Annotated in this window: 23 protein-coding genes and 2 pseudogenes; 15 read left to right on the top strand and 10 right to left on the bottom strand. The window is 71.2% G+C overall.

What is annotated here, in order from left to right; translation table 11 throughout:
* The first annotated feature begins 44 nt into the window (after positions 1-44).
* The 3 genes from UW392_RS64645 to UW392_RS64635 are packed head-to-tail and all read left to right on the top strand — an operon-like array spanning position 45 to position 2,863.
* Entirely contained in the window at positions 45-1,193 is a 1,149-nt protein-coding gene (locus tag UW392_RS64645) for an acyl-CoA dehydrogenase family protein (RefSeq protein ID WP_320784827.1), read from the top strand.
* Positions 1,183-2,220, top strand: coding sequence for an HAD-IIIC family phosphatase (locus UW392_RS64640; RefSeq protein ID WP_320784826.1), 1,038 nt, complete (start codon positions 1,183-1,185; stop codon positions 2,218-2,220). Before UW392_RS64645 ends, UW392_RS64640 begins: the two co-directional genes overlap by 11 nt.
* 49 nt (positions 2,221-2,269) lie before the next feature.
* Positions 2,270-2,863 carry a cupin gene (locus UW392_RS64635; protein ID WP_320784825.1) on the top strand — a complete coding sequence of 198 codons (594 nt, stop codon included), beginning with the start codon at positions 2,270-2,272 and terminating at the stop codon, positions 2,861-2,863.
* Between the two features lie 122 nt (positions 2,864-2,985).
* Here the strand turns inward: UW392_RS64635 and UW392_RS64630 are convergent, their stop codons facing one another.
* Positions 2,986-3,408: a secondary thiamine-phosphate synthase enzyme YjbQ gene (locus UW392_RS64630; RefSeq protein WP_320784824.1), complete on the bottom strand. Its 423-nt coding sequence runs from the start codon at positions 3,406-3,408 to the stop codon at positions 2,986-2,988.
* Between the two features lie 91 nt (positions 3,409-3,499).
* Here UW392_RS64630 and UW392_RS64625 point away from each other — a divergent pair, with 91 nt between their 5' ends.
* Positions 3,500-4,582, top strand: a complete 1,083-nt coding sequence (locus UW392_RS64625) for an NAD(P)-binding domain-containing protein (RefSeq protein ID WP_320784823.1) — start codon at positions 3,500-3,502, stop codon at positions 4,580-4,582.
* A gap of 12 nt (positions 4,583-4,594) precedes the next feature.
* On the opposite strand, the gene mltG is transcribed toward UW392_RS64625, so the two are convergent.
* Both mltG and UW392_RS64615 read right to left on the bottom strand, forming a co-directional pair.
* Positions 4,595-5,449 (bottom strand): endolytic transglycosylase MltG, encoded by an 855-nt coding sequence (gene mltG, locus UW392_RS64620; RefSeq protein WP_320784822.1) that lies wholly within the window; start codon positions 5,447-5,449, stop codon positions 4,595-4,597.
* Positions 5,450-5,510: 61 nt separating this feature from the next.
* On the bottom strand, positions 5,511-7,313 hold the full coding sequence (locus UW392_RS64615) for an ABC transporter ATP-binding protein (RefSeq protein ID WP_320784821.1): 1,803 nt from the start codon (positions 7,311-7,313) through the stop codon (positions 5,511-5,513).
* A gap of 107 nt (positions 7,314-7,420) precedes the next feature.
* On the opposite strand from UW392_RS64615, the gene UW392_RS64610 reads away from it, so the two are divergent.
* The 5 genes from UW392_RS64610 (at position 7,421) to UW392_RS64590 (ending at position 13,231) form a co-directional block, all read left to right on the top strand.
* Entirely contained in the window at positions 7,421-7,885 is a 465-nt protein-coding gene (locus tag UW392_RS64610) for a MarR family winged helix-turn-helix transcriptional regulator (RefSeq protein ID WP_320784820.1), read from the top strand.
* Between the two features lie 292 nt (positions 7,886-8,177).
* Positions 8,178-10,295, top strand: a complete 2,118-nt coding sequence (locus UW392_RS64605) for an ABC transporter ATP-binding protein (protein WP_320784819.1) — start codon at positions 8,178-8,180, stop codon at positions 10,293-10,295.
* Positions 10,292-12,073 (top strand): ABC transporter ATP-binding protein, encoded by a 1,782-nt coding sequence (locus UW392_RS64600; protein ID WP_320784818.1) that lies wholly within the window; start codon positions 10,292-10,294, stop codon positions 12,071-12,073. Before UW392_RS64605 ends, UW392_RS64600 begins: the two co-directional genes overlap by 4 nt.
* 258 nt (positions 12,074-12,331) lie before the next feature.
* Positions 12,332-12,802, top strand: a complete 471-nt coding sequence (locus tag UW392_RS64595; RefSeq protein ID WP_320784817.1) for a DUF5709 domain-containing protein — start codon at positions 12,332-12,334, stop codon at positions 12,800-12,802.
* Positions 12,803-12,925: 123 nt separating this feature from the next.
* The gene (locus UW392_RS64590) at positions 12,926-13,231 is read left to right on the top strand and encodes a type B 50S ribosomal protein L31 (RefSeq protein WP_320784816.1); all 306 of its coding nucleotides are present in this window, start codon (positions 12,926-12,928) and stop codon (positions 13,229-13,231) included.
* Between the two features lie 74 nt (positions 13,232-13,305).
* Here UW392_RS64590 and UW392_RS64585 read toward each other — a convergent pair whose 3' ends face one another.
* Positions 13,306-14,100 carry a metal-dependent hydrolase gene (locus tag UW392_RS64585; RefSeq protein ID WP_320784815.1) on the bottom strand — a complete coding sequence of 265 codons (795 nt, stop codon included), beginning with the start codon at positions 14,098-14,100 and terminating at the stop codon, positions 13,306-13,308.
* A gap of 145 nt (positions 14,101-14,245) precedes the next feature.
* On the opposite strand from UW392_RS64585, the gene UW392_RS64580 reads away from it, so the two are divergent.
* A complete protein-coding gene (locus UW392_RS64580; RefSeq protein WP_320784814.1) occupies positions 14,246-16,759 on the top strand; it encodes a DEAD/DEAH box helicase in 2,514 nt (837 codons plus the stop codon).
* A gap of 19 nt (positions 16,760-16,778) precedes the next feature.
* On the top strand, positions 16,779-17,645 hold the full coding sequence (locus UW392_RS64575) for an acyl-CoA thioesterase II (protein ID WP_320784813.1): 867 nt from the start codon (positions 16,779-16,781) through the stop codon (positions 17,643-17,645).
* Positions 17,646-17,702: 57 nt separating this feature from the next.
* Here the strand turns inward: UW392_RS64575 and UW392_RS64570 are convergent, their stop codons facing one another.
* On the bottom strand, positions 17,703-18,914 hold the full coding sequence (locus UW392_RS64570; RefSeq protein ID WP_414497790.1) for a DUF6397 family protein: 1,212 nt from the start codon (positions 18,912-18,914) through the stop codon (positions 17,703-17,705).
* Between the two features lie 139 nt (positions 18,915-19,053).
* The gene (locus UW392_RS64565) at positions 19,054-19,467 is read right to left on the bottom strand and encodes a roadblock/LC7 domain-containing protein (protein ID WP_320784812.1); all 414 of its coding nucleotides are present in this window, start codon (positions 19,465-19,467) and stop codon (positions 19,054-19,056) included.
* A gap of 105 nt (positions 19,468-19,572) precedes the next feature.
* Here UW392_RS64565 and UW392_RS64560 point away from each other — a divergent pair, with 105 nt between their 5' ends.
* Positions 19,573-20,001, top strand: coding sequence for a PPOX class F420-dependent oxidoreductase (locus UW392_RS64560; RefSeq protein ID WP_320784811.1), 429 nt, complete (start codon positions 19,573-19,575; stop codon positions 19,999-20,001).
* Positions 20,002-20,027: 26 nt separating this feature from the next.
* On the opposite strand, the gene UW392_RS64555 is transcribed toward UW392_RS64560, so the two are convergent.
* Positions 20,028-20,633, bottom strand: coding sequence for a GTP-binding protein (locus UW392_RS64555; RefSeq protein WP_320784810.1), 606 nt, complete (start codon positions 20,631-20,633; stop codon positions 20,028-20,030).
* A gap of 201 nt (positions 20,634-20,834) precedes the next feature.
* Between UW392_RS64555 and UW392_RS64550 the strand changes: the two are divergent.
* The 3 genes and pseudogenes from UW392_RS64550 to UW392_RS64540 form a co-directional block, all read left to right on the top strand.
* Positions 20,835-21,428, top strand: a pseudogene (locus UW392_RS64550) (class I SAM-dependent methyltransferase); the annotation flags it as partial.
* A gap of 337 nt (positions 21,429-21,765) precedes the next feature.
* Positions 21,766-22,062: a hypothetical protein gene (locus UW392_RS64545; protein WP_320784809.1), complete on the top strand. Its 297-nt coding sequence runs from the start codon at positions 21,766-21,768 to the stop codon at positions 22,060-22,062.
* Positions 22,063-22,271: 209 nt separating this feature from the next.
* The gene (locus tag UW392_RS64540) at positions 22,272-23,312 is read left to right on the top strand and encodes a hypothetical protein (protein WP_320784808.1); all 1,041 of its coding nucleotides are present in this window, start codon (positions 22,272-22,274) and stop codon (positions 23,310-23,312) included.
* A 73-nt stretch (positions 23,313-23,385) separates the two neighbouring features.
* Here UW392_RS64540 and UW392_RS64535 read toward each other — a convergent pair whose 3' ends face one another.
* The 3 genes and pseudogenes from UW392_RS64535 to UW392_RS64525 all read right to left on the bottom strand — a co-directional run.
* A complete protein-coding gene (locus UW392_RS64535; RefSeq protein WP_320784807.1) occupies positions 23,386-23,568 on the bottom strand; it encodes a hypothetical protein in 183 nt (60 codons plus the stop codon).
* Between the two features lie 391 nt (positions 23,569-23,959).
* Positions 23,960-24,184 carry a hypothetical protein gene (locus UW392_RS64530; RefSeq protein WP_320784806.1) on the bottom strand — a complete coding sequence of 75 codons (225 nt, stop codon included), beginning with the start codon at positions 24,182-24,184 and terminating at the stop codon, positions 23,960-23,962.
* A gap of 441 nt (positions 24,185-24,625) precedes the next feature.
* Positions 24,626-24,766: pseudogene (locus tag UW392_RS64525) on the bottom strand (xylose isomerase); the annotation flags it as partial.

The raw sequence follows: 24,766 nt of genomic DNA, 5'->3' as shown, positions 1-24,766 counted from the left end.
CCATGAGGCAGCCGTCTCTGACCGCGGACGAGCTGGGACGGCTGTTGCTGCCGCTGGCCGACGAGATCGAGGCGGCGAAAACGGTGCCTCCGGACGTCATCGCGACGATCGTCCGGTCCGGTGCGATGGCCGCGATGGTGCCCGCGGAGTACGGGGGACGGCCACTCAGCCACGAGGCGTACGGGGAGCTGAACCGGGCGGTGGCCCGTACTTCGGCGTCGTTGCAGAGCCTCTTGACCGTGCACGGAATGGTGTGCGCGAGCTTGGGCCGCTGGGCGTCGCCGGCCACTCGGCAGCGGCTGCTGCCACGCCTCGCCTCCGGTGAACTCATCGGGGCGTTCGGCCTCACCGAGGAGGGTGCGGGCAGCGACGCCCGGTCCATCGAGACGACGGCGACACCGGAAGCAGGTCCGGACGGCGCCGGTGCGGCAGCCGCCGAGTGGCGCCTGGACGGCACGAAGCGCTGGTTGTCCTTCGGCCAACTGGCCGACTGCTTCCTGGTCTTCGCCATGCACGGTGACCGAAGCGTGGGCTTCCTCGTCCAGCGGGACGACCCGGGCGTCACGGTGGTTCCCACTCGGCCCACGAGTGGCTTCCGCAGCGCCATGCTGGCCGATCTGCACCTGGACGGCTGCCGAGTCCCGGCCGACCGCATGGTGGGTCGCCCCGGCTTCGGTGTTTCTCAGGTGGCGGGCGATGCGTTGTCGCTGGGAAGGCTCTGCGTCGCATACGGTTCCCTCGCGCTCGCCGAGGCGTGCTGCGACGCGATCCTCGGCCACACCAGCAGCCGTAAGCAGTTCGGCGGACGGCTGATCGATCTGCAACTCGTCCGCGGTCTGGTCAGCGACGCCGTTCTCGACACCGAGGCGGCGCGGCTCCTGTGCGAGCGGGCGGCGCGCGCCATGGACGCCCAGGACACCTGGATGATCCATCACGTGCTGGCCGCGAAGCTGGCAGCGTCCCGCGCGGCGGAGTCGGCGGCGGCCGCCGCGGCTCAACTGCACGGTGCGGCGGGCTTGGTGGACGGCGGGCCGGTGGACCGCTGGGTGCGGGACGCACGGGTGATGCAGATCATCGAGGGCAACACACAACTGCTGCAGGATCTTCTGGCCGAGGAGAGCCTTCAGCGTTTCCGAGTACGCCGCCGCCACCCGCGATATCCGTTCGAAGCAGGAGCTGACTGTGCCGAGTGAGCTGGTCAAGTGTGTCGTGTGGGACCTGGACGACACCGTGTGGGACGGCACTCTGTCCGAGGGGGCCGGGGTTCGGTTGCGCCCCGGCGTCCGTGCGCTGATCGACACGCTCGACCAGCGTGGCATTCTCCAGTCGATCGCCAGCAAGAACGACGAGAAGGCCGCCCTCACCGAACTCGAACGACTGGGGATTCGCGACTACTTCCTCGTGCCGCATGTTTCGTGGCAACCGAAGTCGGGGCTGATTCACAGCATCGCGCGGAGGCTCAACATCGGTCTCGAAGCGGTGATGTTCATCGACGACTCCGCTTTCGAGCGGGCCGAGGTCGAATTCGCGCACCCGCAGGTGCGGTGTGTGGATCCGGCCGCGGCCGCGGACCTGCTCGGCCGCCCGGAGCTGTCCAGGCCGGTGACCGAGGACGGGCGCGCCCGCCGAACGATGTATCTGCAGGCGGAAGAGCGCAACGAGTACGAGAAGTCGTACGCCGGCCCGCAGGTCGAGTTTCTCCGGTCGCTGCGGATGAGCCTCACGGTCGCGGTGGCGACCCCCGAGGACCTGGAACGCGCCGCCGAACTCACCGAGCGCACACACCAGCTCAACACCACCGGTCTGACCTTTTCCGGAGCGGAGCTGCGTGAACTGATGGGTCGGTCGGACCACACCCTCCTGGTCGCCCGGCTCACGGACCGCTTCGGCACTTACGGCACCATCGGACTCGCCCTGGTGGGGAAGACGGCGGAAGAATGGCGTATTCGCCTTTTTCTGATGTCCTGTCGCGTGATGGGCCGCAATGTCGGAGGCGCGATCCTGCGGTATCTGGCCCGGTCGGCCGAGGCCGAACAGGTGCGTCTGACAGCCGATTTCAAGACGACCGATGTCAACAAGTCGATGTACACCGTCTACCGCCTGGCGGGGTTCAAGAAGACCGCCGTCGAGGGCCCTGTGCAGGTGCTGGAGATGGCACCCGGCCTACAGCACGCCTATCCCGACTACCTCGACCTGTCGCTGCCCGTCACCACCGACTGAGCGGTACGGCATCGGCTCGTTATCGAGAACTTCCGTTGAGGAGAGTGCCATGACCCTGTTGACCACCTGGTCGGATTCCGATCCCGGCACCATCGTGCGCCGTACCGTCGATACCAGCGAGATCGCCGCCGCCTTGGCACCTGCCGGGGTCCGTTATGAGCAGTGGGCATTGCGTGCCGGACTGTCCGAAAATCAAGAGTCCGCAGCCGTGTTGAGCGCCTATCGGGCGGAGGTGGACGCCCTGGTCGCCGCTGAAGGGTTCGCCAGCGTCGACGTCGTGGGGCTGCGTCCGCAGAAGGATCTGGGGTGGCGGCTGACCGCCAAGGCCGAGCGGAGGAAGTTCCTCAGGGAGCACACGCATGATGACGACGACGAGGTGCGGTTCTTCGTGGCGGGGGCCGGGGCTTTCTATCTGCACGTCGACCGTGAAGTGCATGCCGTGCTGTGCGAGGCCGGGGATCTGCTGACGGTGCCGCGCGGAACGAAGCACTGGTTCGACATGGGGGCTGCGCCGTCATTCACCGTCATTCGCTTCTTTCATGAGGAGGACGGGTGGATCGGCAACTTCACCGGCAGCGACATCGCTTCGAACTACCCTGATTTCGATGCGCTGGTAGCGGCGCGCGTGGCCATGGCCGTCTGATCCCGACGGCGAGACAGACGCAGTGGGACAGCGGTGCCTGCGCTGCCTGCACTGCCTGCGCTGCCTGCGCTGCCGTGGGAGGACGCGGAGAGAACCGCACGGGCTCCCGAGGCCGGTCCGGGTCAGCCGAGGAAGCTGAGACGGACCTGACGGTTGTCGTTGTCGACGTTCGTGTCCACGAGGCACACCGACTGCCACGTCCCCAGCTCCAGCCTGCCGCCGATCACCGGCAGGGTGGCGTGCGGCGGGACGAAGGCCGGGAGGACGTGGTCGCGGCCGTGGCCGGGGCTGCCGTGCCGGTGCTGCCAGCGGTCGTCGGCCGGGAGCAGGGTGTGCAGGGCGGACAGCAGGTCGTCGTCGCTGCCTGCGCCCGTCTCGATGACGGCGATCCCGGCCGTGGCGTGCGGGACGAAGACGTTGAGGAGACCGTCGCGGCCCGCTGCGGCCTCGCGCAGGAAACGCTCGCAGTCGCCGGTGATGTCGACGACGCGCTCCGAGGATCCGGTGGCGAGGTCGATGGTGCGGGTGGTGAAGGCATCTGACATGGGTCCCATCCTGACGCACGGGAACCGGTTCCGGCGGCGGGGGGCGCCCGCGAGGGGGAAGATCCGCCCCGGTGCCGCTGTTGGCACCGACGTGAACCACGTACGCGAGACCGAGGTCGTCGTCATCGGCGCGGGCCAGGCCGGGCTGTCCGCCGCCCACCACCTGCGGCGCAGCGGGTACGAGCCGGAGCGCGACTTCGTGGTGTTCGACCACTCCCCCGGCCCCGGCGGCGCCTGGCAGTTCCGCTGGCCGTCCCTGACCTGGGGCAAGGTGCACGGCATGCACGCGCTGCCCGGTATGGAGCTGACCGGCGCCGATCCCGTGCGGCCGGCCGCCGAGGTCGTCACGGAGTACTTCGCCGCGTACGAGCACGCGTTCGACCTGCGGGTACGGCGGCCCGTCGATGTCCGTGCCGTGCGCGAGGGGACCGGTGGGCGGCTGCTCGTCGAGACCTCGGCCGGGGAGTGGTCGACGCGGGCGCTGATCAACGCGACCGGCACCTGGGGCCGCCCGTTCTGGCCGCGCTACCCGGGCCAGGAGACCTTCCGGGGGCGGCAGCTGCACACGGCGCGGTACGCGGGTCCGCAGGAGTTCGCCGGGCAGCGGGTGGTTGTGGTCGGCGGAGGAGCGTCGGGTACCCAGCACCTGCTGGAGATCGCCCCGTACGCGGCCGCCACCACCTGGGTGACCCGGCGCCCGCCCGTCTTCCGGGAGGGGCCCTTCGACGAGGACGCCGGACGGGCGGCCGTGGCGCTCGTGGAGGAACGGGTGCGGCACGGGCTGCCACCGAAGAGCGTGGTGTCGGTCACGGGGCTGCCGCTGAACGACGCGATCCGGGCCGGTCTGGAGTCCGGCGTCCTCGACCGGCAGCCGATGTTCGACCGGATCACACCCGACGGAGTGGAGTGGAAGGACGGGCGGCGGGTGGCCGGCGACGTCATCCTGTGGGCGACCGGCTTCCGGGCCGCCGTGGACCATCTCGCACCGCTGCGGCTGCGGGAACCGGGCGGTGGCATCCGCGTCGACGGCACCCGCGCGGTCGCCGATCCCCGGATCCACCTCGTCGGCTACGGGCCGTCGGCCAGCACCGTCGGCGCCAACCGCGCGGGGCGCACGGCCGTACGGGACATCAGGCGACTTCTGGCCGAGAACGCGAGCACCGTCGCCGCGTGACGTCCCGACAGGTCATCCGGCTTTGGCGGGAGCAGCCTCGCGCCGCCGCTCGTTGAACTCGGTGACGTTGCGCTGGTGCTCCTTGTGGTCGGCGGTGAAACGGGTGTCGCCCGGTTTGACCGTCACGAAGTACAGCCAGTCCCCCGGCGTCGGGCTGATCGCGGCACGCATCGCGGCTTCCCCGGGATTGGCGATGGGCGTCGGCGGCAGCCCCATGCGCTGGTACGAGTTGTAGGGACTGTCGATCTTCGTGTCGTCCTCGGTGGTCTTCAGGGTGGAGCGTTTCAGCGCATAGTTGATGGTGGAGTCCATCTGCAGCGGCATCCCGCGCTCCAGGCGGTTGAAGACCACCCGGGCGACCTTGCCCATGTCGGCCTCGGTGGCCGCCTCGGCCTGGACGATGCTGGCGATGGTCACGGCCTGGTAGACGTTCATCGCATTGCGCTCGGCGCCCGCCGCGACCGGTGCGCCGTTGAAGCGGCGGTTCGCCGTGTCGACCATCGCCGCCAGCAGTTTCTCGGGGGTGGCCTTGTCGTCGAGTGGATACGTCGCCGGGAAGAGGTAGCCCTCGGGGTTGCCTTCGGCGTCGGCGGGCAGCTTCAGCCCGGCCTTGCCTGCGGCCTTTCCGGTGGTACCGGCCGGCAGGGCGAGGGCCTTGTCGACGGCCTCGTAGACCTGGGTGGCGCGCCTGCCCTCCGGGATCACCAGTGAGGTGGGGCGGGTGTCCTCCTCCCCGTCCAGCGTCAGCAGCGGCACCGCCACGGCGGTGCCGGCGACGACGGCTCCGGCCGCGATCAGGGCGATGCGGCCCCGGCGCGTCAGTCGAATCGTGCTCCTCGTGCTCCGTGGCGGAGAGTTCATCTGCATGCGGGCACGGTAACCCCCCAATCCCAACAAAACCGGCACACTCGACGCGCCCGGCATATTTTCATCTTGTCGGTGTCTGTTGTGCGTCCCGGCGGACGAGAGCCGCGTACCGCCCGTCCCGTTCCAGCAACTCCTCGTGCGTCCCCCGCTCGGCCACCCGTCCGGCGTCCAGGACGACGATCTGGTCGGCGTCCCGCACCGTCGACAGGCGGTGCGCGATGGTGATCGTGGTGCGGTCGGCGGAGAGCGCGTCCACGGCCCGCTGCACGGCGGCCTCGGTACGGGTGTCCAGCGCGCTGGTCGCCTCGTCGAGGATGAGCACCGGCGGATCACGCAGAACGGTGCGGGCGATGGCCAGACGCTGCTTCTCCCCGCCGGAGAAGCGGTGGCCGCGCTCGCCGACGACCGTGTCGTAGCCGTCGGGCAGACCGGCGATGTGGTCGTGGATCTGCGCGGCCTTCGCCGCCGCGACCAGCTCCGCGTCCGTGGCGTCCGGCTTGGCGAACCGCAGGTTGTCCGCGACCGAGGCGTGGAAGAGGTACGTCTCCTGGGAGACGACGCCGACCGCGCGGGCGAGGGTGTCGAAGTCGAGGTCGCGCACGTCGACGCCGTCGAGGGTGACCCGGCCGCCGGTGACGTCGTAGAGGCGGGGCACGAGGTAGCCAAGGGTGGACTTGCCGGCGCCGGTCGGGCCGACCACGGCGAGGCTGCCGCCCGCCGGGACGGTGATGTCGATGCCGTCGAGAACGGCCGCGCCCTCGCCGTCGTAGCGGAACTCGACCTCCTCGAAGCGGACTTCGCCCTTGACCCGGTCGAGGCGGAGGGGGTCCGTCCGCTCGGTGATGTCGACCGGCAGGTCCAGGTACTCGAAGATGCGCTGGAACAGCGCGAGCGACGTCTGGATCTGCACGCCGGTCGACAGCAGGCTGACCGCCGGGCGGAAGAGACCCTGCTGGAGCGAGACGAAGGCGACGATGGTGCCGATGGACACCTGCGGACCTCCTATCTGGTGCGCCAGCCCAGCCGTCCAGTAGATGACGGCCGGCAGGGCGGACATGACCATCGTGATGACGGCCATGCGCCAGCGGCCCGCCATGCTCGACCGAACCTCCAGGTCGACCAGTCGCTCGGACTCGTCGGTGAAGGAACGGGTGAGCGAGTCGGAACGGCCCATGGTCCGGCCCAGCAGGATGCCGCTCACGGAGAGCGACTCGGTGACGGTGGCGGCCATCGCGGCCATCTGCTTCTGCCGCTGGGTGGTGATCCGCTTGCGCTCGTCGCCGACCCGGCGGCTGATCCACACGAACACCGGCAGGAGCAGCAGCGACACGACGGTGAGGCGCCAGTCGAGGGCGATCATCGCGACGACGGTGGCGATGACGCTGGTGGCGTTGGAGACCAGGGAGGTGGCGGTGGAGGTGACGGTCGCCTGCATGCCGCCGATGTCGTTGGCGATACGGGACTGGACCTCACCGGTACGGGTCCGGGTGAAGAAGGCGAGCGACATGCGCTGCAGCCGGCCGTAGACGGCGGTGCGCAGGTCGTGCATGACGCGCTGGCCGACCGTGGTGGAGATGAGTGTCTGCAGGACACCGAAGACGCTGGTGAGGACGGCGCCGAGGATCATGCCGAGGACCAGCAGGCTCAGCAGGCCGGTCCGGCCCTCGGGGAGGGCGACGTCGAGGATCTCCCTGAGCAGGAACGGTGCGGCGACCGACACCAGCGACGCGGCGCCGACGAGCGCCCCGACGACCGCGAGGCGCCCTCGGTAGGGGCGGAAGAGTCTGAGGATGCGCCGCACCTGCCGGGGCTGTTCGCCCGCGTCGGCCGGCGGGGTCCAGGACGGTCCGTGATCGGGTTTCATGGGCTCCTTCGGGAGACGACGCCGAGGCGGTGCTCGGCCAGGACTGACGGATCTTAGCTCATTGTTACCTATGCTCACAATGAACGTGGTCCTGATATTGTTCCCGCATGACCGCTCCCGACCCCGACGGCGCCCTGGCCGAACAACTCCTGCGGCTCACCCGCCGGGTGCACCGCATCCAGAAACACCACCTGGAGCGGCGCGAACTCGGCATCACCCCGGCCCAGTCCCGCCTCCTGCGCACGCTCGCGCACTACGGCTCTCCGCCGCGCATGGCCGATCTGGCCGAGCGCCTCGAAGTGGTCCCCCGCGCGGTGACCACGCTCGTCGACGCACTGGAGACCTCCGGCAAGGTGCGCAGGGTGCCGGATCAGGCCAATCGCCGCGTCATCCGCATCGAGCTGACGGACGACGGGCGCACCGCCCTGAGCGAACTGCGCCACGCGCGCCGGTCGGCGGCGGAGGAGATCCTGGCCCCGCTCACCGCCGGACAACGCGCGGTCCTCGGCCAACTCCTGGACACCCTGGTCGACGGGACCGCCGTCGTGCGCCCCGGCACGGAACCCCGCTGACCGCGCCGTCCACGCCCTGACCCCTGTCCCGGACACCCCTCCCGCCTCCGTGACGGCAATGCCCTGACCAGCCGCTTCGTCTTTTCGGCCCGGCATACCCGGCTTTCCCGCCCGTTCCTCTCGCGGCCCGCCGCCCGGTCGCAGCCGGAACCCTGCGCCGCCGCGTAAAACCGCTTGATTTCGAGCACGCAGCGACGCGAACCTGTCACGGTTTGCAGCCCTCCGCCCGCAGCGTCGAACCGCGGGCGGCGCACCTGACACGAGCCGACCTGACACGAGCCACTGGAACCTCATGCAGATCCAAGACCTTCCGTATCCCGACCCGGGTGTGCCGGACGCACGCTCGGGCCCCCGATTCCTGTGGTGGCTCTTCCGGAACCAGCTGGGCGGACAGCTCAAGTCGCTGGCCTGGGGACTGCTGCACTTCGCCTCCGTCTCCGCGCTGCCCTTCTGCGTGGGTCTCGCTGTGCAGGCCGTCGTCGACCGCTCCGGCGGCCGGCTCGCCCTGGCCGGTGCCCTGCTGGCGGTGTGCTGTGCCGGCAACGCACTCGGCGACACCTTCCTGCACCGCGCCGCCATCACCAACTGGATCACCGCCGCCGCCCGCGTCCAGCAACTACTGGCCCGCAAGACGGCCATGCTCGGGTCGGCTCTGACCCGCCGCGTGGCCGCCGGTGAAGTGGTGTCCGTGAGCACGGGTGACGTCGAGAAGATCGGCTGGTTCGTGGAGGCGGTGTCCCGCTTCACCGCCGCCGCCCTCACCATCGTGCTGGTCTGCATCGGACTCCTCCTCTACGAGCCGTCCCTCGGCGTCGTCGTCATCATCGGCCTGCCGGTACTGGCCCTCGCCGTACTGCCGCTGCTGCCCCGCGCCACCCGCCGCGCCGACACCCAGCGCGAGAAGGCGGGCCGGGCCACCGAACTCGCCTCCGACACCGTCGCCGGACTGCGCGTCCTGCGCGGCATCGGCGGCGAGGAACTGTTCCTCGACCGCTACCGCCGCGCCTCCCAGGAAGTGCGCCACGCGGCCGTACGCAGCGCCCGCATGTGGTCCCTGATCTCCGCCATCCAGGTGCTGCTGCCGGGTCTGCTGCTGATCGCGGTGGTCTGGCACGGCGTCCACCTGGCCCAGGACGGCCGGATAGGCGTCGGCGAACTGGTCACCGTCTACAGCTCGGTCATGATCCTCACCTATCCACTGCGGCACTTCGAAGAGATCGCGATGGCCTACTCCTTCTCCCGGCCCTCGGCCAAACGGGCCGCGCGGGTGCTGTCGCTGCGGCGGGCCACGGACACGGACGGCTCCCGCACAGCGGACGGCCGTCCCGCGTCCGGCGGCCGTCTCCCCTCCGGTGACCTGCACGACCCGGACACCGGTCTGCTCGTCCCCGCGGGCCGTCTGACGGCCGTGGTCTGCGGTGACCCCGACGCGGCCGGCCGGCTGGCGGAGCGTCTCGGCGGCCATCCCTCCGAGCGGGGCACGCCCGTCTCCCTGGGCGGAGTGCCGCTCGACGAGCTGCCGCTGGACGCCGCGCGCACGGCGGTGCTGGTCCAGGACAAGGACCCGGTACTGCTCTCCGGTTCCCTGCGCGATCTCCTGGACGTGCCCTCCTCCGGTGCGGTCGACGCAGCGGACGCGCTGTCCGCCGCACAGTGCGAGGACGTGCTGAAAGCGCTTGTCCAGGGATCGGTCGACATCGACGACCCGATGGACGCGCGCATCACCGAACGCGGCCGGTCGCTCTCCGGCGGCCAGCGCCAGCGGCTCGCCCTGGCCCGGTCCCTGGTGACCGACCCCGAGGTCCTCGTCCTCGACGAACCCACCTCCGCCGTCGACTCCCACACCGAGGCCCGCGTCGCGGAAGGCGTGAAGAGCCTGCGGGCCGGCCGGACCACGGTCGTGTTCACCTCCTCGCCCCTGCTGCTGGACCGCGCCGACCGGGTGGTGTTCCTGCACGAGGGCAAGGCCGCGGCCACCGGCGCCCACCGAGACCTGGTACGGAGCGACGCCCGGTACCGGACGGTCGTGACGCGTGAGACGGATGAGGAGAGCGGCGTGCGGGACGGGGGGACCGTCACGCGGAACGGAGAGAGCGGCGTGCGGGACGGGGGGACCGTCACGCGCGACGGAGAGAGCGGCGTGCCGGACCAAGAGACCGTGGTGCGGGACGGAGAGACCGGCCAGCGTGCCGGGAAGATCGGCTCGGGTGTCGGACAGCACGTGGGGCGGGGAGTTCTACGGGCTCCCGACTCTGACGCCGCCGCTGCCTCCAGCTCCGCCTCCGCCTCCGCCTCTGCCTCCGCCTCCGCCTCCGCCTCCGTAGAGCGCAGCCGGAACGGTGATGGTTCGGGCCGTCCGGCCGACGACGACGTTCTGCACCACCTGGAAGAGATCGAGGAGACGGCATGATCGGCGTGGCGCCACCGGCGTACGACCCCGCGGCCCCGACGACGGCGAACACCCTGCCCGTCGGTTCCGCGGCGACCGTGCGCGGCTACGTGGCGGAGCTGCTGCGCCGCCACCGCCGCGCGTTCCTGCTCCTCGTCGCCGTCAACACCGTCGCCGTGGTCGCCTCCATGGCCGGCCCCTACCTGCTCGGCGGGCTCGTGGAACGGGTCTCCGACGGCGCCCGCGAGCTCCACCTCGGCATCACGTCCACCCTGTTCGTGCTCGCCCTGGTGATCCAGGCCGTCTTCGTGCGCCAGGTCCGGCTGCGCGGCGCGGTTCTCGGTGAGCGCATGCTCGCCGATCTGCGTGAGGACTTCCTCGTCCGCTCCGTCGGTCTGCCGCCCGGCGTCCTGGAACGGGCCGGCACCGGCGACCTGCTCTCCCGGATCACCACCGACATCGACCGGCTCGGCAACGCGATGCGCGAGGCCGTGCCCCAGCTCGCGATCGGTGCGGTCTGGGTGGTGCTGCTGCTCGGCGGTCTGGTGATCACGGCACCGCCGCTGGCCCCGGCCGTACTGCTCGCGGTGCCGCTGTTGGTGATCGGATGCCGCTGGTACTTCCGGCGGGCGCCCTCCGCGTACCGTTCGGAAGCCGCCGGATACGCCTCCGTGGCCGCGGCCCTCGCCGAGACCGTGGACGCCGGGCGGACCGTCGAGGCCCACCGCCTCGGTGACCGGCGCGTCGGACTGTCGGAGCGCCGGATCAAGGAGTGGACCTCCTGGGAGCGCTACACGCTCTGGCTGCGGTCCGTGCTGTTCCCCGTCGTCAACGTCACCCATGTGACCGTCCTGGCCTCCGTGCTCATGATCGGTGGTGTGTTCGTCCTCCAGGGCTGGATCGGGGTGGGCCAGCTGACGACGGCCGCGCTGATCGGCCAGATGCTGGTCGACCCGGTCGGGCTGATCCTGCGCTGGTACGACGAGCTCCAGGTGGCGCAGGTGTCGCTGGCCCGCCTGGTGGGCGTGCGCGAGATCGAGCCCGAGAACGGTGACTCCGCGCACGCACCCGAGGGACGCGACGTCCACGCCGACCAGGTGCGCTTCGGCTACGTGGACGGCGTGGACGTCCTGCGCAAGGTCTCCCTGGAGGTCGCCCCCGGCACCCGGCTGGCCCTGGTGGGCCCCTCGGGCGCCGGCAAGTCCACCCTGGGCAGGCTGCTCGCCGGTATCTACGCCCCCCGCGACGGCCGCATCACCCTGGGCGGTGCCGAACTGTCCCGGATGTCCGCCGAACGCGTCCGCTCGCACGTCGCCCTCGTCAACCAGGAGCACCACGTCTTCGTGGGTTCCCTGCGCGACAACGTCCGGCTCGCCCGCAGCGGCGCCACCGACGCCGAACTGTGGGCCGCCCTCGGCGCCGTGGACGCGGACGCCTGGGCCCGCGCGCTCGACGAGGGCCTGGACACCGAGGTCGGCTCGGGCGGCTTCTCCCTCACCCCCGCGCAGGCCCAGCAGATCGCGCTGGCCCGGCTCGTGCTGGCCGATCCGCACACGCTGGTCCTCGACGAGGCGACGTCGCTGCTCGACCCCCGGGCGGCCCGTCACCTGGAACGGTCCCTGGCCCGGGTGCTCGACGGCCGCACGGTGGTCGCCATCGCCCACCGGCTGCACACCGCCCACGACGCGGACGTCATCGCCGTGGTCGAGGACGGCCGGATCAGCGAACTGGGCAGCCACGACGACCTGGTCGCCGCGGACGGCGCGTACGCGGCACTGTGGCGCTCGTGGCACGGCTGATCCGGGGGACGCCGGGGCGCTGACCTCGGTGCGGGGCACGGTCCCGTCGGGGTGATCGTGCTCCGCGCCGGGTCCCCGGCCCGGGTCCCTGCCGTTGCGCGGTCCCGGATCGTGGTGGAAATGTGAGAGGAGGCACCGGCGCGGAGAACGTCCGGAGCCCAGGCGCCGAGGCGCCGGGCGACGGCCTGCCTCCGCGCGACGGCGACCCGCCGTGGGCCGCGTCGAGTAGGGGCCCGTCCCCAGCCTCTGGAGGTTTCCGTGAACAGCGCCGACAGATGGGGAGACGACGTCTACCAGCCCGACGGTTCGGAGCAGAGGGAGGACACCGGGCTGCTCGACGCGGAGGACACCCTTGAGTACGACGGTGTCGACGATCCCCTCGACCCCGGCTGGTCCCCGCCGGAGCGGCCCTGGGCGGTGGAGCACGGCGGGGTGACGGCCGCCGAGCGACGGCGGGGTGAGACGCTGGAGCAGCGGCTCGCCGAGGAGACGCCGGACCTCGCGGTGCCCGACGGTGACGGTCTCGGAGACTCCGGGGACACCGACGGCGAACTGCTGGACGACGAGGTCGGCGCCGCCCGCTCCGGCCGGCTCGTGGCCCCCGACGAGGGGGCGCACGAGGACGAGGAGCCCGCACTGGTCGCCGTGGACGTGGGCATCGACGGAGCGGCTGCCTCCGCCGAGGAGGCCGCGATGCACGTCGTCGACGAGGACACCCTGCCCCGCTGACGCCGGACGGACCGCCCGGCATCCGTCCGGGCCCCGCGCCTGCTGCCCCGTCGGGGCCGCTGTTCCCCCGGCGTCGCCACCGGGCGCGCCGCCCGCGCCGCACAAGGAACGCAAGGAGCACTCATGCAGCAGGACAAGCACCCCGACTACCACCCCGTCGTCTTCCGGGACCGCGCCGCCGGATACGCCTTCCTCACCCGGTCCACGGCCACCAGCGACCGGACGATCGAGTGGGACGACGGCCGGAGCTACCCGGTCGTGGACGTGGAAATCTCGTCGGAGAGCCACCCCTTCTACACCGGGCAGGCGCGGACGGTGGACACCGAGGGGCGCGTCGCCCGCTTCGAGCGGCGCTACGGCGGCGGAGCCCGGCCGGACTCGGAGAGCGGCGGCCGGTCCGGCCCTGAGGGCGGTGGCAACCCGGCATGAGCGGCCGTCGGCGACGACACCGCCGGGCGGAGAGCTGACCGGCGGCGGGACCGCCGGGACGTGACGGTGACGGGTCAGATGACGTTGAGCGCCGCCGCGCAGCCCACCCCGCCGAGCACCATGAACGCCGGCATCAGGACCTTCAGCTCCACCCAGCTGCCCGCGCGGAACCGCAGCGCCTTGGGCGGACCGATCGGATACCAGCGCTTGCGGCCCAATGGTATGGGCCAGAGTATCGGGCAGCCGGAGACGGTCAGCGCGTCCCCGATGTCGTGCACCAGCGCACCCAGCACGATCGGCAGTCCCAGCCACAGGTACTCCTGGCCGGGGCCGGTGAACAGCCAGTCCGAACCGTTGCCCGGCTCGTCCAGGACACCCGCGATGATCCACGCGCTGGTCGCGGCCAGTAGCCACACCAGGACGTCGCTGCTGGAGCCGCGGGCCGCCCGCCACAGCAGGCCCTCGATGGCCAGCACCATGTGGATGAAGAGGATCGCCAGCACGCCCCAGCGGTCGCCGACGAGCGCCACGGCCGAGGATCCGGCACCGATCAGAACCGCCCACAGCCAGGTGTGGGTGAGGGTGCGGTGCCCGCCGGAGCGGCGCGGGTCGCCAGGCTTCCTGGTGGCCTTGTAGACGGCGTACGACAGCTTGTCGACGATCTCGCACAGGCCCCGGGAGACCGGCCCGAAGGCCCGTGAGATGGTCGCCGCCTTGTGGTCGAGATCCGGTGCGAGCGCGGCGCCGGCACAGATCAGGGCACCGGTCAGGAGGACCGGCCAGGGCATCGGGTACCCGGCGGCGGCGGTCGCCGCCCCGACTCCGAGCCAGGCCGCGGCTCCCGACAGTGAGTGTGCTGGTCCCATCATCGCCGTTGCCCGCCCCATTCCTCGTGTGCCGCTGTCCAGTTGACCAGGTCCGCCGACATGCCGTCGGCGTCCCAGCGTAGCGTTCATGATCTTCGATGCCGCAGCCGATTCCCGCATCGGGGACGGGGCCAGGCAAGATGGTGGCGTGACCCTCATCGATCGACTGCCGCGGACCGCCGACCCCGACGCCCTCTACGAAGCCTTCGAGTCGTGGGCCGAGGAGCGGGGTCTCACCCTCTACCCCCATCAGGAGGAGGCGCTGATCGAGGTGGTCTCCGGGGCGAACGTGATCGTCTCGACGCCCACCGGCTCGGGCAAGAGCATGATCGCGGCGGGTGCGCACTTCGCCGCGCTGGCCCGGGACGAGGTCACGTTCTACACGGCGCCGATCAAGGCACTGGTGTCGGAGAAGTTCTTCGAGCTGTGCAAGCTCTTCGGCACCGAGAACGTCGGCATGCTCACCGGCGACGCCTCCGTGAACGCCGACGCACCCGTGATCTGCTGCACCGCCGAGGTACTCGCCTCGATCGCGCTGCGTGACGGCAAGGACGCGGACATCGGCCAGGTCGTCATGGACGAGTTCCACTTCTACGCGGAGGGGGACCGCGGCTGGGCCTGGCAGATCCCGCTGCTGGAACTGGAGCAGGCACAGTTCATCCTCATGTCCGCCACCCTCGGTGACGTCTCCTTCTTCGAGAAGGACCTCACCCGGCGCACCGGCCGCCCGACGTCGGTGGTCCGGTCGGCGACGCGCCCGGTGCCGCTCTCCTACGAGTACCGCTACACGCCGCTCACGGAGACGCTCACCGACCTTCTCGCGGCCAAGCAGGCCCCCGTCTACATCGTGCACTTCACGCAGGCGCAGGCGGTGGAGCGGGCGCAGGCGCTGATGAGCATCAACATGTGCACCCGGGAGGAGAAGGAGAAGATCGCCGATCTGATCGGCAACTTCCGCTTCACCACGAAGTTCGGCCGCAACCTCTCCCGCTACGTACGGCACGGGATCGGCGTGCACCACGCCGGCATGCTGCCCAAGTACCGCCGCTTGGTGGAGAAGCTCGCCCAGGCGGGGCTGCTGAAGGTGATCTGCGGCACGGACACGCTCGGCGTCGGCGTCAACGTGCCGATCCGTACCGTGCTGTTCACCGCTCTGACCAAGTACGACGGCAGCCGGGTGCGGACTCTGCGCGCCCGTGAGTTCCACCAGATCGCGGGCCGGGCCGGACGTGCCGGCTTCGACACGGCGGGGTTCGTCGTCGCGCAGGCGCCCGAGCACGTCATCGAGAACGAGAAGGCGCTGGCCAAGGCGGGTGACGACCCGAAGAAGCGCCGCAAGGTCGTCCGCAAGAAGGCACCCGATGGCTTCGTCGCCTGGAGCGAGCAGACCTTCGACAAGCTCATCACCTCCGAGCCGGAGCCGCTGACGTCCCGCTTCCGGGTGACTCACACGATGCTGCTGTCCGTGATCGCGCGGCCGGGCAACGCCTTCGAGGCGATGCGGCGCCTGCTGGAGGACAACCACGAGCCCCGCAAACAGCAGCTGCGGCACATCAGGCGGGCCATCGCCATCTACCGCTCGCTGCTGGACGGCGGCATCGTCGAGAAGCTGGAGACCCCGGACGCCGAGGGCCGCATCGTCCGCCTGACGGTCGACCTCCAGCAGGACTTCGCCCTCAACCAGCCCCTCTCCACGTTCGCACTGGCCGCGTTCGAGCTCCTCGATCCCGAGTCGCCTTCGTACGCGCTGGACATGGTGTCGGTGGTGGAGTCCACGCTGGACGACCCGCGGCAGATCCTGGCCGCCCAGCAGAACAAGGCGCGCGGCGAGGCGGTGGCCGCGATGAAGGCGGACGGCGTCGAGTACGAGGAGCGCATGGAGCGGCTCCAGGAGGTCACGTACCCGAAGCCCCTGGAGGAGCTGCTCTTCCACGCGTACAACACCTACCGCAGGAGCCACCCCTGGGTCGGTGACCACCCGCTGTCGCCGAAGTCGGTGATCCGGGACATGTACGAACGGGCGATGTCCTTCACCGAGCTGGTCTCCCACTACGAGCTGGCCCGTACCGAGGGCATCGTGCTGCGCTACCTCGCCGGCGCCTTCAAGACGCTCGACCACACCGTCCCCGACGACCTGAAGTCCGACGACCTCCAGGACCTGATCGAGTGGCTCGGTGAGATGGTGCGCCAGGTCGACTCCAGCCTGCTGGACGAGTGGGAACAGCTCGCCAACCCGGCGGAGATGACCGCCGAGGAGGCCCAGGAGAAGGCCGACCAGGTCCGCCCGGTCACCACCAACGCGCGCGCCTTCCGGGTCCTCGTCCGCAACGCCCTCTTCCGCCGGGTGGAGCTGGCCGCCCTCGACCAGGTCGGGGAGCTCGGTGAGATGGACGGCGACGCCGGGTGGGACGCCGACGCCTGGGGCGAGGCGATGGACAAGTACTGGGACGAGTACGACGACCTGGGCACCGGTCCGGACGCCCGCGGCCCGAAGCTGCTGGTCATCGACGAGCAGCCGCAGGACCGGCTGTGGCGGGTACGGCAGATCTTCGACGACCCGAACGGCGATCACGACTGGGGCATCAGCGCCGAGGTCGACCTCGTGGCCTCCGACGCGGAAGGCCGGGCGGTCGTCCGCGTCACCGACGTCGGCCAGCTGTGAACACAGGAGAGAACCACCCATGACGAACCCGGCCGAGAGCCTCGTCGCCCTGCTTGACCTGGAGCAGATCGAGGTCAACATCTTCCGCGGCCGCAGTCCGCAGGAGTCCTTGCAAAGGGTCTTCGGCGGCCAGGTCGCCGGGCAGGCCCTGGTCGCCGCGGGGCGCACCACGGAGGGCGACCGCCCGGTGCACTCGCTGCACGCGTACTTCCTGCGCCCGGGCCGGCCGGGCGTGCCCATCGTGTACCAGGTCGAACGGGTCCGGGACGGGCGGTCGTTCACGACCCGCCGGGTCACCGCCGTGCAGCAGGGCCGCACGATCTTCAATCTGACCGCCTCCTTCCACAAGCCTGAGCAGGGGAGTTTCGAGCACCAGCTGCCGCCGGCCCGTAAGGTCCCGGACCCGGAGTCCTTGCCGACGGTCGCCGCCGAGGTCCGGGAGCACCTGGGGGCGCTGCCGGAGCAGTTGGAGCGGATGGCGCGGCGGCAGCCGTTCGACATCCGTTACGTGGACCGGTTGCGTTGGAGTGCCGAGGACGTCCAGGGCGCCGAGCCGCGCAGCGCCGTGTGGATGCGGGCGGTCGGGCCGCTCGGTGACGACCCGCTCGTCCACACCTGCGCCCTGACCTACGCCAGCGACATGACCCTGCTGGACGCCGTGCGCCTCCCCGTGGAGCCGCTGTGGGGCCCTCGGGGCTTCGACATGGCCTCGCTGGATCACGCTATGTGGTTCCACCGTCCGTTCCGCGCCGATGAGTGGTTCCTGTACGACCAGGAGTCGCCGATCGCCACGGGCGGACGGGGGCTGGCCCGGGGCCGGATCTACGACACGGAGGGCCGTCTCCTGGTCTCCGTGGTCCAGGAGGGGCTGTTCCGGGCGCTGTGAGCGGCAGCCACGGCACAACCGCTGCGCGGCGAGCCGCCCTTGGCGGGCCCTCGGGCGTCAGTCGGCTGACGTACGGCTTCTGCGGCGCAGGCGGCCCAGCAGGCGACGGGGACGGGGGCGTTCGCCGGAGCGGGGCGGCCGGCGCGCCGACGCAGTCGTGAGGGCCGGTGACGGTGGCGGCGATACCGAAGCCGCTACCGGAGCCGGTGCCGGTGCCGGTGCCGTCGGATGCGCCGGCACGGGGGACGATGCCAGCAGGTGCGTCGGCACGGGGGACGGTGCCGGCGAGTGCGCCGACACCCGGGACGGTGCCGTACATGTCGGGCGTACAGCGGCCGGTGAAGACGCGTGCGGGCGGCCGTTCCTCCTCCTGAGAAGAGCACGCGGCACCGGGTCCGGCGTGAGTGACGGTGACGGAACCGGGCGCGGTGCCGGTCGGGTGCCCGCACGGTGCTCGGGGCGCGGTGCCGGGCTGTGTTCTCGTGCGGCGTCGACCAGCCGTACCACCTCCGTGCGGAGCCAGTCGATCTCGTCGGCGGCGGTCGCGGTCCCGATCTCCTGCGCGAGTTCGGCGGTGGGTGAGCCCGGAGCGCCGTGGAGAGCCGGAGCCGGCCGGAACCGGTGGAGGCGGGAGCGCTCGTAGGGGTCCCGGACGACGGCGGAGAGGTCGACCGGGTCGAGCAGGGAGGCCGCCGCGGCGGCCCGGGCCCACGGGTCGTCGGCCTGGCGGAGCAGGGAACCCAGGCGCCTTTCGCGCCAATTGCGGGCACGTCGGTCCTCACCGTCGGCCAGTTCCTCCCGCATCCGCTCAGGGGCGCGGCCCTTCAGGAGAGCGGCGTTCTTCTCGTCGGACGCGAACTGCCGTAGTTCTTCGGCCAGGTAAAGCCAGACGACGGCGCGATAGCGGTTGACGTAGACCTTCACCGGCACCAGCAGGCCCAGCCGGGCGAGGCGGGTGAAACGGGCCTTGGACACCTGCATGAGAGCCGCTCCCTCCGCCGTCCCGACGGCCTTGACGCTCCGGCGCAGGGACTCGGGGTACCCCTCCCGGGCGATGAGCCGCTCGATCTCCGCCCGGGTGACGCGTCGGCCCCCTCCCCCGTAGTCCGGCACGGTGCGGATTCGGCCCAGGCCCACCGCGATGTCGTACTCGCTGCGCTTGAGGCCGAGTTCACGCGCCGCCCGGCCGGGCGCGAGGCTGCTGTCGGACGATGCGACGCGACGGGTCGGCGCGGGCGGATTCTCGTGGGTGGTGATGTCGTGGGACATGCTGGTCTCCCCCGTGGAGCGTGCGACGGACGGCGCCGTGTGCGCCTGACCGAGAAAAACCGTAGCCGCTTCCGCGACGGCCCGTCGGAGCCTGTGGACAACTTCCCGGACAGCTCCCGCAGGAGGAAGAAGTGCCTGGTCAGAACTCCAGAGCCGAGGTCCGTTCGGGGTACCGGGCGTCGACGTCGAGATGCTCGCCGACCCGGTTCACCAGCAAGGTCATCTCGTAGGCGATCTGCCCGATGTCTGCTTCCGCGCCGCTCAGGACGCACAGGCAACTGCCGGAGCCGGCCGCGGTGACGAAGAGGACCGCCTCGTCGAACTCGACCATGGTCTGGCGTACCTGCCCGGCGCCGAAGTGACGGCCCGAGCCCTTGGCCAGACTGTGCAGTCCGGACGACACGGCGGCGAGGTGCTCCGCGTCCTCACGTCGCAGGCCCGTACTGGCCCCCGTCACCAGGCCGTCGTTGGACAGCACCAACGCGTGCCGCACATGGTCGACGCGCTCGGTCAGATCGTCCAGCATCCAGCCGAGTCCCTGGTTCTGCGCCATGTTCCCGTCTCCCCCTGTGCTCCCCGTGCGCGGTGTCTCCCCTGGCAGGGATTCTGCTCCGCCAGCCTTCCCCACGGTGGAGCTTCGGGCAAGCAGGATGAGGCCATGGCACAGAAGATGACCGATGAGGAATGGCGGGCGTTCGTCTCCGACGGCACTCGTACCGCGAAGCTCTGCACCGTCCGGGCGGACGGCAGTCCGCATGTGGCACCGGTCTGGTTCCTGCTCGACGGGGACGAGGTCGTGTTCAACACCGGCAAGGACACCGTCAAGGGACGCAATCTGCTCCGTGACGGCCGTATCGCCCTGTGTGTGGACGACGACCGGCCCCCGTTCGACTTCGTGGTGATCCAGGGCCGCGCCCGGATCTCGGAAGAGACCGAGGAACTGCGGCACTGGGCGGCCCGCATCGGTGCCCGGTACATGGGCGAGGAGCGGGCCGAGGAGTTTGGGGCCCGCAACGGCGTGCCGGGTGAGTTGCTCGTCCGGGTGACGGTGGACAAGGTGCTGGCGCAGAGGGCCGTGGCGGACTGATCCGGCCGCGTCACGGCGGCCGGTAGTCAGCTCACGGAGTCGAGGAGCCGGGCGGTGTGGACCCGTCCGGCGTACTCGACGAGACTGATGAGCACCTCCTTTCCCGAGTCGCGGTCACGCGCGTCGCACAGCACGACGGGCGTGCCCCGGTCGAGGTCGAGGGCGTCGGCGACGTCCTCGACGCCGTGCGGTTGCGCACCCGAGAAGCAGTTGACGGCCACTACGAACGGGATGCGCCGGTGCTCGCAGTAGTCCACCGCGGGGAAGCAGTCCGCCAACCGCCGGGTGTCGGCGAGGACGACCGCGCCGAGGGCTCCCTGTGCCAGTTCGTCCCAGAGGAACCAGTAGCGGTCCTGGCCCGGTGTACCGAACAGGTACAGCGAGAGGTCGGAGCGGATCGTGATCCGTCCGAAGTCCATGGCGACGGTCGTGACGGCCTTCCGGTCGACGCCTTCGGTGTCGTCCACCGGGTGGCCCGCCTCGCTGAGTGGTTCTTCTGTGCGCAGTGGCCGGATCTCGCTGACGGCGCCCACGAGCGTCGTCTTGCCCACGCCGAAGCCTCCGGCGACCAGTATCTTCAGCGCCAGCACGGCCGGTTCGCCGTCCGCGGCCTCGGGCTGCTCGGCAAGCATCGATCACCCCTCCCAGGAGTGCCGGCGACGACCGGCGTGGGCTGTCCCATGGCTCCGGAACGTTAGACCGCACGCGGGCGTGCGCACTGCCCCGTTGCGGAAGATGCCGGTATGTGTCGTGGACGGGCGCTGGAACGATCGCGTCAGGCTCGAACGTGTGCGCTGCGGCGTCGGTCGCGACGATGCGCCATCATGCCTGGCATGAGCGACAGCCACGTACACGTCCAGGAGTTCTTCTCCGCCCGCGCCGCCGACTGGGACCGCCGCTTCCCCGACGACGGTCCCGTCTACGCCGCCGCCGTCGCCGAACTCGGCCTGCGCGCCGGGGACCGTGTACTGGACGCGGGCTGCGGCACCGGCCGGGCTCTGACACCGCTCCGCGCGGCCGTGGGATCGTCCGGCGTGGTGATCGGCGCCGACCTCACCCCGGCCATGCTGCGGGTCGCACGGCAGGCGGGGCGGGACCGGGCCGGCCGGTTGCTGCTGACCGACGTCGCCCGGCTTCCGCTGCGGTCGCGGTCGCTCGACGCCGTGTTCGCCGCGGGGCTCATCGCCCACCTGCCCGATCCGTCGCGCGATCTCGTCGAGTTGGCGCGCGTGGTGCGACCGGGCGGAGTGCTGGCGCTGTTCCACCCGATCGGCAGGGCGGCGCTGGCCGCACGCCAGGGCCGGCGGCTCACCCCGGACGACCTCCGCGCGGAGCCCAATCTCCGGCCGCTGCTGGCGGGTTCGGGCTGGCGCATGACGTCCTACGTCGACGAGGACGACCGCTTCCTGGCGCTCTCCGTACGCGAGGATCTCGGAGAGGACGCGCGTGGAAATATCAGTCAGGACGCGCGCGGTAAGCCTTGGCGATGACGCGCGCAAGAGATGAACCTCGGCAGTGAGCGACCGGCAGTCGCCGCGGCGAAGTCGTCCGGAGCGTCGGACGGGACATCGAGCCCGCCCCCTCCCGCCACTGTCACCAGGCGCACACCGGCGGCCTCCAGCCGTGCGGCCGTTCGCCGTCGGCGTCCCGTCCACCCTTCTGTCCTGGAAGCAACGACTCTACGTTGAGTGGCAGGACACACCCGGTCGCCGTGGTGACGGCGCTAGGTGGCCGTGGTGACGGTGCTAGGGGACGGTGGTCAGTATGTTCGGCAAGGTACGCAGCGTCTGGCGGCGTTTCCTCAACTCGGTGAGCGCGGAGGAGCGCACCGGGCGGGACAGCCACGGGCACAACCTCTTCGAAGCGGCCGCCGCCTACGCGTCGGCGTACATCGAGGACGACCAGGACGGCATGGACGAGGCTGCGGGCTGGGTGTCGCCGGGCGCGCTGTCCTTCGGGGTGAACGAGCTGGCGTGCCGGGCCGTGGTGGCGCTGGCACGGGAACGCGACGAGTCGCCGCGGAGGGTGGCCCGCGCCCTCCTCGGACTGCCCGCACCGTGAGGAACGCAGCCTCCGGCCGCTGTCGGCGCGTGAGGTGGGTTCGCTGGCCGCGCATCGGCTTCGCACGGACGCCGCAGTGTGTCCTGCGGTGGTCGTTTTGGGCCCGTCCAGCCGGGAAACTGCAGCTCGGGTGCGTCAGGGAGTCGTGACAAGCGGCTTCCGGTCGCACTAGGGTGCGCGCCGTTGGTCGAACCGATGGGGAGGCTGGAATGGCCGGGACGGACGAGGACGCCGTCGCCACCGAGGACGACGCGCTCTACGTGCTCACAGCGGTGCTGCTGACTCCGGCGAAGTTCCCGAGCGTGCTGGGCGACGACTATCCCGAGGCGTGCTCGGCTCTCGGCCTCGCCCCGCTGGCGGACGGCTACGGCCTGGTGCTCGGGCAGGACGGCGCGGGCGCCCGGTGGACCGTCGTGATCGACGACGTGTCACTGGTCGCGGTGGCCATAGCCGCCTGGGACTGCGGGATGGAGCACGAACTGTCGCCGGACGAGCGGACGGTCGTCACCGCGCTGCCCGGCTGGCCGCTCGCCGTCGCCGTGGCGGCTCCCGGCGTGCCCGCGCCGCACGATCCCGAAGGGGAGGACTCGCCCCCACTGTCACCGCCCGACACGACCGAGTGGGGTCCCGCGCAGCGCCGGATGGGGGCTGACGAGATCGCTGTGCAGTGGACGCAGTGGCGGGAGCAGGTGGATCAGCCCGGAGCGGTCTCGGACGACGCCACGGGGTCCGCCGAGGAGTCCGGGGACGGCACACGGATCGCCGCGTCCTCTTCGGGCTCTTCCGACCCTGCGGGCTCACCTGGCCCTTCGAATTCTTCGGGCTCCTCAGGCTCCTCGGGTTCCTCAGGGGCCGCAGACGCTCAAGACGCCTCGGGCTCCTCGGAAGCCACGGACGCTCAAGACGCGTCGGGGATTCCGGCCGGCTCGGACGCGACGGCGGAGGAACCGGGTCCGGGCCTGGGTCCGGGCCCGGGTCCGGGTCACAGCGGTGTCCGGCGGGTGCTCGCGGAGGCGCACGCGTACGTCGACACGCCGCCGCCGCTCGGCCGGGTCCGGTCCTCGTTCGCCACGGGCGACGCGCGCACGCTGCGCGCCGACGGTCCGGGCTGGTCACTGGTGGCGCGCACCGACGACATGGCGTTCATCCTCCTCGACGAGGAACCCGGCGAGGTACTGCCGGTGACCCGAGGGCCGAAACTGCCGGGACTCCTCAAGGCGCTCGACGCGATGGCCGTACGTCCCAGCTGAACGGCGGCCCTCACCGCTGCGGACGGATGCGACCGCGACGAGGCAGTGTCCCGGCAGCCGCGCGTCGAAGGTGTCAGCGGCCGAGTTCCTTGCGCGTCGCACGGCGCAGCCTGCGCCGCTGGGAGGGGTCGAGCGTGAAGTACGCGGCAGCCGGAACCCCCAGGACTATCAGGAGGGCGGCCCACCAGGGCAGCCAGATCATCAGGATGAGTCCGACCGCCACGCCTCCTGCGGCGATCTTGGCGTTCTTCGACATGTTGTCGCCTCCTTCGCGGCCATTGCCGCTCTCTGTCCTGGAAAACGGGCCCGTGCCTGCCGCAGTTCCGACCGCGACCCTGAGACACCCCTGAGAAACGACCCTGACTCCCCCTGACTCCGCCCCGTCGAAGCGCGCGTCTCCTTGCATGGTGTCCCAAGCCGAAGCCAGACGCATCCGGTCGGCGACGAGTTCCTGTGCCATCGGCGACCCCGCACTCATGGTCGCACTTGAGAAGCGGGCCATCGTCGCGCCGTCGGTGCACCTCCGTGGGGGCGCTGTCCCCGGCGCCGAACAGGCCCCTGGCGACGGCACTCGCCTCAGCGGCGCTCACCACCGGTGACCAGCCCTGACCGTCCCGTTCTCCGCCCGCGCGGCGGCGCGTCGACGGTCACGTCCCCGTCTCCTCGAACAGGGAAGGAAGCAGCGACTCCAGGTCGCTCGGCAGTTCGCTGGGGAAGCCGGACGGCAGCGAGGGCAGTTCCGTCGGCAGCCTGCTCGGGAGTTCGGTGGGGATGCTGAAGGACCGCGACGGAGTGGCCGTGGGGCTGCTCTCCGGCGTGTCCTTGTCGGGCGAATCGTCGCCTCCCGCGGCCATGAGTACGACGGCGAGCACCGCACTGGCCGCCAGGATCAGCGCGAGCAGCAGGATCAGGAGGTTACGCCGCCGTCTCGGGTCGGGTCCGCCGTCTCCGTTCCCTTGCCATGATCGCGTCGGGCCCTCGCCGGACCCGGAGCCGTCGGCGGGCGGTCCGAAGCCGCCTCCCGGCGGCGGTGGGTCGCCCGGTGGTCCGGGCGGCCCTGGCGGTGGTGCGGGCGGCATGGCCATACCGCCCAGGGTCTCCCGCCGGCCACGCGTAACGCGACCCCTGAACGGCAAGTTGGGACGACCGCAGGCGAGAACGGTCGTCTGAGCCGGGACTGTTCTGTTCCGGTAACCGGCCGTTCCGGCACCGATGGTGCGCGAAGGAACGCCTCACGCTCCGAGGGCGCCGCCTGCCGTCGATGCACCACCGGGGCGACAGTCACGACGCCGCCCCGGTACGCGCGCGTGCGCTCAGCCTCGGGCGCCGAGGAGGTGGTCCATGGCGAGCTGGTCGAGGTGTTCGAAGGCCATGCCGCGGGCGGCGGCGGCCTCGGGGTCGAAGGTCTCGTAGGCGCCGGTGTCGGCGAGCAGCCCGGCCAGGCCGTCCTGGGC

It is taken from the genome of Streptomyces sp. CRN 30 (assembly GCF_034105845.1).
This window is presented reverse-complemented; position numbering and strand designations above follow the sequence as displayed.